This is a genomic window from Parabacteroides acidifaciens, from assembly GCF_003363715.1.
GTDB classification, from domain to species: domain Bacteria; phylum Bacteroidota; class Bacteroidia; order Bacteroidales; family Tannerellaceae; genus Parabacteroides; species Parabacteroides acidifaciens.
On record NZ_QREV01000014.1, the window covers coordinates 65,099 to 75,604 of the forward strand.

Annotated in this window: 7 protein-coding genes; all 7 read right to left on the reverse strand. The window is 39.1% G+C overall.

The window, feature by feature from the left end:
* Nucleotides 1-5: 5 nt before the first annotated feature.
* A complete protein-coding gene (locus DWU89_RS08165; RefSeq protein WP_115499150.1) occupies nt 6-1,145 on the reverse strand; it encodes a 6-bladed beta-propeller in 1,140 nt (379 codons plus the stop codon).
* A 3-nt stretch (nt 1,146-1,148) separates the two neighbouring features.
* Nucleotides 1,149-1,466 carry a hypothetical protein gene (locus DWU89_RS08170; RefSeq protein WP_147292105.1) on the reverse strand — a complete coding sequence of 106 codons (318 nt, stop codon included), beginning with the start codon at nt 1,464-1,466 and terminating at the stop codon, nt 1,149-1,151.
* 204 nt (nt 1,467-1,670) lie between these two features.
* Entirely contained in the window at nt 1,671-2,744 is a 1,074-nt protein-coding gene (locus tag DWU89_RS08175; RefSeq protein ID WP_115499152.1) for a 6-bladed beta-propeller, read from the reverse strand.
* Between the two features lie 809 nt (nt 2,745-3,553).
* A complete protein-coding gene (locus DWU89_RS08185; RefSeq protein WP_115499154.1) occupies nt 3,554-4,729 on the reverse strand; it encodes an FN3 domain-containing metallophosphoesterase family protein in 1,176 nt (391 codons plus the stop codon).
* A 23-nt stretch (nt 4,730-4,752) separates the two neighbouring features.
* The gene (locus DWU89_RS08190) at nt 4,753-6,447 is read right to left on the reverse strand and encodes a RagB/SusD family nutrient uptake outer membrane protein (RefSeq protein WP_115499155.1); all 1,695 of its coding nucleotides are present in this window, start codon (nt 6,445-6,447) and stop codon (nt 4,753-4,755) included.
* 11 nt (nt 6,448-6,458) lie between these two features.
* Nucleotides 6,459-9,803 carry a TonB-dependent receptor gene (locus DWU89_RS08195; protein ID WP_115499156.1) on the reverse strand — a complete coding sequence of 1,115 codons (3,345 nt, stop codon included), beginning with the start codon at nt 9,801-9,803 and terminating at the stop codon, nt 6,459-6,461.
* Nucleotides 9,804-9,945: 142 nt separating this feature from the next.
* Nucleotides 9,946-10,506, reverse strand: a 561-nt coding sequence (locus tag DWU89_RS21040) for a FecR family protein (protein WP_244205878.1), incomplete at its 5' end; no start/stop codon positions are given.

Sequence of the window (10,506 nt, forward strand, 5' to 3'; positions counted from 1 at the left end):
TTTTTTCACCTTTTTACTTTATAAAAAGCGATAACCGGATTATCTTCTTCCGATAATGAATGTAATTTTTCAGGAATAAGTTCCGGAAACTTATCTTTTTTGCAACCTATTACTTGTGATGATATTACCGAAAAAAAACGATCCCTGTAAACACCATCAAAAGTCATATCAACTAACAAAGACGTTTCCATTTGGTTTTTACCTATATTGACGGCTCGATTTTCCTTCAAATCATAAAGTCCCCAATAATAATAACCATCTTTCGAAAATAAAAAACTCAATACATCACCGCAAAGATAACAATCCGACAACAGCCAAGAATATCGGCTCTTTACCAATTTCATCGGATTTGGTTTTTCCTTTACAAGATCTAACGGTAACGGTTCGGGAAGATGGATATCATATATGGGAATAATCCCTTCGGAAGACAAACTATAAATCACATGATCAAAATTCCGAATATACAGGATTCGTCCATCATTATAGTAAAAAGGATGACTCCTTCCATAATCAAACATATATTCTGCAATTTCATCATGAGAAAAAAAACGTCCGTCTATCTGTTTTCCGGCAACTGAATATAAAAGAGAATAATGCATCTCCGGATGTGTGGCATAATTATAATGATCGGGAGTATGGAAAAAGAAATGTCCTTTATCCACTGCTATACGGCTTGGAGCCACAAAAGATATAGAGATTGAATATTGATAACTACCTGTTTTTATATCATAAGCCGCCAAACGTCTCTTTGATGAATCATACAACCATAACTTTTCTGCTTTCCCACCTAATCCGAAATCGACTATCGTACCAAATTCTTCCGGACCTTCTCCTTGTGAATTTATCTCATAAACCAAATCGCCTTGCATATTAAAGCAAACGATTTTCGGAACTTCATCCAGTATGAATATATAATCATCCCAGACTAACGTTCGCTTAATTTCTCCAATTAAAGATTGATCTGATAACACCACATAAGAATCCAATTCAAAATACCGATCCAAATTAAGCGTATTTTCTGTAATTGCAATATCAAGATATCTAACAGACACAGAATCTGCGACAACCAAGGCCAAATCATTCTTCTCGCTTTTGCTTTGACAAGAAAAAAAGAAAATAAGCAATATATAAATTGAATATTTCATATCTTAATTATAAAATGCTTCACCACATGCTGTTTGGGTACAACTACATGTCGGACAAACAAACTGATTATGACAAACCCGTTTAACGCTATTGGTAAAACCATCTCCTGTATATAAAACACAAGACTCCGTTGTCGCAATTTTCCCCGGTTCCACCGGTTTATTTGGATCCGGCCACGAAGTATTGATGTCACCAGTCGTAGCCAATATCTGTATAACCAAATTATCAGCCCAACCATAATCGTCCAATGCATACTGAAGATTTAATCCCATGCCCAAAAGTAACATCGTCAAACCCGATATTAATACAAGTTTTTTCATTCCATTCTATTTTTATTGTAACCAAGCTATATACCAAAATTGATAAAAGGAGTTGTATCAACATAAACCTTTTCATCTTTGAGATTACACATACAGTAATAAGTTTTAACAGGCTTATCAAAATCGGTCTTTCATTATAAAAACGGTATCTGATATGGCCAATATATTCATGTCCAGAAACTATTTTTTTGTATAAATCCAACTTTATTTCTTTATCTCATATAAAATTATTACTGGATTATCTTTCAGAGATAAATTCCGTAATTTTGAATGTTTCAATAAAGATGGAAAATACTCATATAATATTCCTGCATTTATTTCTTCTATTAAATATCTGCCATCTCCCCAACGTGGAAAAAAACGAAAATCCGGTATTAGATCATTACTTACAAATCCTATTTCTTTCTTATTACTCAATTTGTCAAAAACACAAAAAGCACGTTCACCTTCAACAAAATAATCAAATATCAAGAAATGATCTGATACATAATAATTATTCTTAACTATAAATTGAAAATCCGGACTATTAACATCTTGCTCTTCGATATTTATGTCATCCGGAAATCCTTTCCCTTTAAATCTTATATGATACACAGGTTGTAAATCTTCTCCCTTATAGATATAATTGTCATATACAGGAGATATATACAGATCATCACCATTTAGAGAAAAGACATTAGATTCATTATAATTAAATAGATTTTCATTTTCCGGCCTTATCAATTTATCTATAATTTTCTCTCCTTTTTCATTAAAAACCGAACATTTATAATCATTTCCTTTCTTTGATTTCAAATTATATAAATATATCAGATCTTTATATGCTGAAATTTGAGTAGAGTAAGTTTCATACTGAATTTGGCCTAAATAATTTAGTTCACAATCATATTTCAAAATACGAAGTCCTCCAAAATCTAATACAAACAAGACATTATTCCGTATATCAAAATCCATTAATTGCAAATATTCTCCTGGTCCATTTCCTACCCTAAATAAAGTACGATGATGCATTCCATCCATACCATATACATATATTGCATTATTCATATTATCTAATATATAAACTTCATTATTTGATATTTTTATTTTATCAATCTGAGCTATTAAGCATTCGTCCTTTGTTTCCAATGGTATAACTGTATAATTCTTAATAAAAGAAGATAGTAATAGTTCTTCTTGTTTACGATTAGTTGATATCTCAATTTCACAAACATTACATTCATTGAAGTCAAAACAAGAACAAAAAAGAAATACAGCTATAAATATATAATATTTCATATTCTACATTATTTAATATTAAACAAGAGAGTACATTGAGCGTACTCTCTGTATTACAAACTATTTACAAGCATGTGGGGTACATGAACTTTTTAACCAGGCTGATAACAAACATATCTTTGTCCTGTTTTCTGCCCCCATATAAGCAAAACGAATAGATTGAAAAAAATACGGAGCTAATATCATAGTTTTTTAGTTTGTTCTGCTTGATTTTAAAGTGTCCAATACCAATCCACCACACCAGAGGATATATGTTCAAATAATACAATAACCCCCTTTTCGACTATTTTTCTATTTCGACCGAAAAGTTGATTCATTTTGGATTGACTCTTTTTGCAGTTTAAGCCTTCTTTTCTGACAACAGACGAAATGAGGAGCCGAGACCGTCCCGAAAAGTATGCAATTTGATTGCCGAAAGCCGGAAACGCCGGCAAAGTGATAAACCTTAACTCCTGGAGAATCGAATATTTGAAAATTAAACGGACGGCGTTCCAAATATCCCAAGGAAATTTAGGGGCTTTTTTGCCATGAAAACGGTCCTCTTTCCAATTACGACCGTTCTAATTGCCATTACGACCGTCCTAATCTTCGCGAGGTGCCGAGTGCACTACACATTAGCACGGTCGTAATGGAAAAGAGGACGGTCGTAATGGCCGAAAACGCTCAAAAAAGGCGGAAAAACCCCTTTTTGACGTCAGAAAAGAGGATTAACATTTGTTTACTCTCGGATGTCTTCCAAGCCTAAAAAAAGCGTTTTATACAATAAGCCCCCTTTGAAAATCGAGAATAAAAAAATAAACCATTCGATATTATTTAGCCATATATGATTTTTTGGTAACGACTTTACCATCCAAATCAAGTACGACCAGATTCATCTGATTGCCATCAGTAGACACAGAAACCACACTATTATTGGAATTTACCAACACAGGGAATTTGATCCCAGTACTCGGCTCTTCATATTTATTTCTATGGAGATGTCCGCATAACATCAGGTCAACTCCGAGATCATTCAGAATAGGGACAAATTTCTTCAACACATCTTTCTGACCATGCCAGATATTGAGGTCAGCAGAAGGAGGCATATGCGCAATCACCACTTTAAATTTAGCTTGTTTGAAATCCTCATTTTTATAAAGTCCTTTCATCCATTCCATCTGGTCCGTCCGATAGCCGTCATAGTCGGTAATACCACTATACTCGATATCGGAATCCGGCTTATCTTCTCCTGTATCCAACATGATAAAACAAACAGGCCCCTGTCTGAAAATATAATACAGGAAAGGTTCTTCCGGTGAAAAATATTTCTGGAAAGACGTAGCAAATTCGCCGCGAGTTTCATGGTTTCCACGTGCATAATACATCGGTTTTTCAGATGCAAACAAGTCGATACTTTCCTTCATAAACCCGTTGAAGATTGTTTCCCGATCCTGAAATACGGAAACCATATCACCATTGAAAATAATAAAGTCCTTATCTTTATAGCCGGCAGCATTCAGTAGTTTTGTAATAATACCTTCACGCCCATGAATATCGTTGATCATCGCAAAACTTGTCTCTTTCTTCTGCGAATCACAAGTCGTAAATGTCAATGCTTTCTTTTTGTAGACATCTGAAGCAGCTACGCGTCCGTATATAACAGAAATACCTTCGTGCGACAATACTTCCTGTGCATAGATGCGATACCGGTATGTCGTACCGGGAGTCAATCCTTTGACCTTTACAGTATGAAGTAAAGAGGTGTTCTTTACCCCGTTAGTCGTATCGAAATATTTGGGTCTTTCCTCACCGTAATAATGAGTCCCATCATCAGGAGCCAACTCTACCCAACCGACAGAAGGCTTATCTGCCTCCCAGACAATGGTTGCTTCATTCTCTTTTACATTCTGCAAATAAGGTCCGTAAAGGATTTTTATCTGCGCAGTTGCCACCTGAGTGGCAACTGTGAGTAAAAGTGCATATACTAAATTTCTAATGTACTTCATTGTAAATAAAATTGATTGATCTATTAATAGCCATCATTCTGAACTAATTGAGGGTTCGCATCCATCTCGGCTTGTAATATCGGCAAATGAAATTGCTTCTTGTCGAAATAACGGACTTCAATCAAACGGTCTTCAGGAGTAGCGTTCACATCGATCACGGCACGACGATCCGGATCCGGTTCGTCATAGTTGACAGTACCGCACAAACGATACAAGTCACCCGGCATAACGGCTTCCGCCACTTTTCTTCCGGTCTTGGCCCCGCTTTTGTCATATTCGTCCCAGCGAACAATATCTTCATAGCGGAACCCTTCGCCTGCCAGCTCTATCGTACGTTCCCTCCTTACCAGTTCCCGCACTTTTGCTTGCGTGTTGTATTTGGAACGATCGACAGCAATATGTCCTCCGCGTACACGCAACCGGTCAACAATATTCATTGCTTCTTGCAAATCCTGATTCAACTCGACCAAACATTCGGCTTTTGTCAGCAGTATTTCCGCATACCGGAAGATAATCGGGCACAAGGCATCGTCATTCATGGAAGTGGAATATTGCCCCTGGTTTGGATACAAATATTTAGCCCACAACATACCGGTATGGGAGGCATTGTCGGCCGCAGTATAATAATCTTTATTCGAAGAACCGTTCGGCAAAGTCTTATCAAGAGTATTGAATATGCGCGGCACATTATTACGTCCCACCCAATCCAATCCGGAATAGATAACCGTATTTTTCAATCGAGGATCACGATTATAAAACGGATGGACAGGATCATAGCCGGAGCCTGCTTCGTCAATCATCTTGCCGTCCGCCATTTCAAACATATCGACCATGTTTTGAGTCGGGACAAATGAGGCCCAACCACCATCCGAATTGTTATAGAAACGGATTACACCGCCATAGGCATAAGTAGTTTGGACATGCTCATACGTACAAATAATTTCCTTAGAGTTTTGCCCGGCCATGGAAAACATATTCAGGAAATCAGGATCCAGTTCATATTGGTTCAGCGCAATCACTTGATTAGCCGCATCCAATGCCTCCGAATAATTGCCCCACAGCAAATTGAAACGGGCAATCATCGAAAGAACCGTACCTTTGGCAATACGTCCTTTCTCTGCCGGTTTCTCCGCGATATGTTCGGCACTCCACACCAGATCATTCATAGCATGTTCTTTCACTTTCGCTTCCGGCTCACGCGGCAGTTTGGCATCATCTGCCGTCGCGGGAACAAAATCCATAATAACAGCATCCCCATACCAAGTTGCCAGATAAGCATGGCTATAACCTCGAATTGCACGTACTTGTGCCAGGAAATCATTCTTTTGCGTTTCCGTCATTGCCGAAGCCGGCACCAAATCTATATTTTCTATGACAAAATTACAACGGCGTATCGTCTCATACTGTCTCCAATAATTCGGAGCTGACGTAGGAGAAACGCTGCCTCTCCCCATATTCCTCATATTAGAGGCATTCGTATAATTGAAGCCGATATCCGAATAGCTGTCTTCATAAAAAACGAACTTCGATCCGACATAATTATTAACCCACCAATTGTATGCTGCCGTTACAGCCGCATCGACATCATTGGAAGTATTCCAAAATGTGTTTGTTGTCAACTGATCTTTCGGATTCAGATCAAAGAAATCATCACACGAAGTAAAGGCTCCTGCTCCGGTAAGACAAAGAACAAGACTTAATATTTGTTTCAGTTTCATATTTCAATCATTTAAAATGTTACGTTAATACCGAAAGAATGGCTTTTATTGATCGGATAAATATCCAAGTTTCCGGAAGCAGACTCCGGATCTGCGTTAAAGGGCAGACTGTCAAACGTGAAGAGATTCTCACCCGTGTAGTAAACCTTCACGTTGGCTATACCCAATTTATTCGTAATCGACTTCGGTAGTGTATATCCGAAATTGATATTCTTAATACGCAGATAGTTGGTATTCATACACCAGAAAGAAGAACGACATTTGTTAGGGGCACTGACTGAGCTTTCTTCGAGGAAAAGACGCGGCCATTCAGCATTCGGATTCTCGGGAGTCCAGGCATCCAGCCAGTTGCTACTGGGGTGAGATGTATCACCAATGAACGAACCGACCACATCACGTGCGAAATAACGGCTTGTACCTGTCACACCCTGGAAAAAGATAGAAAGATCAAAATTTTTCCATCCGCCACTCAGTGTGACGCCATAAGTCGTTTTCGGCTGTTGCGAACCTTTCACCACGCGGTCTTTCGATGTCAGTTTCCCATCCCCGTCCACATCTTTAATACGGAAATCACCTCCCTTGAAAGGAGCAGACCAAGGATTGCCGTATTGCTTTTCATAAGCGGCAGCTTCTTCGTCACTCTTGAATAAACCATCTACCTCATAAACATAGAACGATTGGTAAGCCTCGCCCACACGGTTGATGCTGTAATCATCGATGATCTCATTGACACCAGCCAAATCAATCAGTTTATTCTTGTTATAGGAGAAGTTTGCGTTTACCCCCATTCGCCAATCTTTATTAAAGGAATGATTCCAGGCAAGACTCGCTTCCACACCGCTGTTACGCAATGAACCTTTGTTGTCCTGATAGGTTCCTGATATACCAAATGTATCGGAAACTGGTATATCCATAATAATATCGGATGTCTTGCGGTTATAATATTCGGCGCTCAACATAAACTCATTCAAGAAATTAGCATCAAACCCAAAGCCCCAGTTCGTCGAGTTTTCCCACGAAATAGTTGTAACCTTATGGCTCACAACTGTGATACCTTGGTGAACCGTTCCCGCAAACGGGAAGTTTTTACCGATATACAAAGTCGGCAAATAAGGATAATACTCGTCCTTCACCGCATCCTGGTTTCCAAGCAACCCCCAAGATCCCCTGAACTTCAGAGACTGTAACCAACCTCTTGTGTTTTCCATAAAATCTTCTTCCGAAATACGCCATCCGGCGGAGAAAGAGGGGAAATATCCCCAACGATACCCTTTTGCAAAACGGGAAGAAGCATCGGCACGGAAATTAGCTTCCAGTAAATATTTGCCTTTGTAGTCGTAATTGATACGTCCGAAATAGGACAACAATGCCAGTTCACGGGAATAGCCACTGTTTGTCTGTGTGGATGAATCGCCACCGTTCAAATCAGTTACTTCGCTGTTCGGAAAACTTTTCCGGAAAGCAACCAGTTCCCGATAATCATACTTCTCAATCTTATAACCGGCCAGCGCTTTGATATGATGGTCCTGGTTAAAAGTCTTGTCATAATTCAACAACGCATCCAATGTATAACGGCTCCATCTCGAAATCGTTTCCGTCAACTGGTCCGGCCCGTGGTAATTAACGTCGTCATACCAGCATTCTTTACGGTAATCCTTTGTTTCTTTTATATTCGTCACATAAGCGCCCTGCAACGTGAATGTCAACCCGTCCATAATATGATAATCAAACGCTAACAATCCGGAGAAATTCTGCTGCAAATGATTCTTCCGGCTATTGATGTCTATCCAAGCTGCCGGATTACCATCCGATATCGAACCGTAAGAACCGTCTTCTTTTTTATAGGGAACCCAAGGTGCGATACGATTAGCCTGCCATATAAGTTGGTTCGAACCACCTCCATAGGAAGCATTCGGCTCGGAATACTGATTATGGATAAAAGCCATATTAGTCCGCATCGTAAACTTATCAGACAACTTAATATCCAGGTTCGTACGTAGATTAAACTGCTGACGATCGGAGTTTTTCATTGTTCCCTCCTGGCCTAAAAATCCGGCAGATGCCATATACTTCACATCATCGGATCCCCCGCTGACATTGAGATTGTGTTTATGCATGAAGCCTGTCCGGAAAATATAATCTGTCCAAACTGTATTCGGGTGAGCGTAAGGATCCGTCCCATCCCTGAATAGACGAAGATCGTCGTCTGTAAAACGAGGAGAGGCTCCATCTTGCGTCAACAACTGGTTATATAAACGGGCATAATCGTAAGAACTCAGACGGTCAATCAAAGTTGACACATTCGAAAAACTGACATTACCATTATAAGAGACTGTTGCTTTACCGGTTTTCCCCCGCTTGGTCGTAACCAAGATTACACCATTGGCAGCTTTAGAACCATAAATGGCAGCCGAAGCCGCATCCTTCAGAACCGAAATAGACTCGATATCATTAGGGTCAATCGAATCAAAAGTCCCGGTTTCGATCCCATCCACCAGAATGTAAGGATTAGCATTATTCAGCGTACCAACCCCACGAACACGGATAGTCGAACCGTCATCACCCGGCCTTCCCGTGCCGGAAGTTACCGTAACACCCGGAGTCAATCCCTGAAGAGCGGAAGAGACATTCGTTACCGGACGGTCGATCAATTCGTCTTTGCCAATCGTGCTCACCGCCCCTGTCAGATTTACTTTGGTTTGTGTACCATAGCCGACAACTACGACTTCATCCAGATTCTGCGTATCTTCGTGAATTGTAATTTTGTAATCGTTATTTCCTTTCGTTACAGCCACCTCCTGGTCTACATAGCCGATATAAGAAATCAATAATATGGCGCCATCTTCAACACCATCCAGTGTAAAATCGCCATCGACATTTGTCACCGTACCGACTCCGGCACTTCCTTTAATAACAACATTCGCCCCGATAACGGGAAAACCGGTATTATCTATAACCGTACCTTTGATTGTCTTCTTTTCTTGTTGGACAACCGCTAAAGAGATGTTTCCAAAAAGGCTGTTCTTTGTCTCTACATTATCTTGCAGAAATATCCGATTATCAACAATCCGGAAAGAAATCCCCGTGTTTTTAAAAACTTTCTTTAAAACCGATTCAATACGTTCATTTTTTACACGAACAGAGACATTGGATATTTCCTTACTCAAAATCGACTCATCATAAGAAAATTCATAACCTGTTTGTTGACTGATACTTTGTATGACCGTGCCTACTGTTGTCTTGTTTAAAGACAATTCCAAATTCACATACAAAGTATTTGCGTCATTCACCGCCATGATCGGCGATGCTGCGACTAAAAGCATTGATAATGTAGCAATAGATACTTTTTTATTCATATCATGTGATTCATTTTTGTTAGTACTATAAAAATTAGTTAACTTGTTTACCAAGCAGCATTTTTATTAACCGCTGCAAAGGAATATTCCTTATATTAAAGGAGTATTTACATTCGATTACATTTTAATTTCCCATAGACATTCATTTTTTTGTTTGTTTTTCAAATATATAGATCTCAGAATTTTCTATTCGGTAGGTAATCGGCGCCAAATAGCATAGTTGTTCCAGAACATCCGACAAATGTTCATCTTCATTAATCACACAACGAAATTTGCGTTGGGCCAGTTTTAAAGACTCAATGTTCACACTTACGTTATATTTGGCTGATAATTGATTGGCAATTTCACGAAGAGTTATATTATCAAAAATCAATTGGTTAAAACGCCACGCAGCACAAACATTCACATCTATGCGGTCCGTAATATAGGTATTGTCGTTCCAGGCATAAGTCACTTTCTCCCCTGGATTCATTTCCAAAATTCTCTTACCCTTCAGGTTTTGTAAATCGATACTGCCTCTTACTAAAACCGTTTCAACAGATTTATTTTGGGCGTTAACATTGACACTGAAAGAAGTCCCATGTACTTCTATCTTTACATAATCCGTAGAAACTATAAATAGTGATGAAGCATTCTTTGCGATGTCAAAGAATGCTTCTCCTTGCAAGGAGACCGTTCGGTTTGCCGCACTGAACGACTCCGG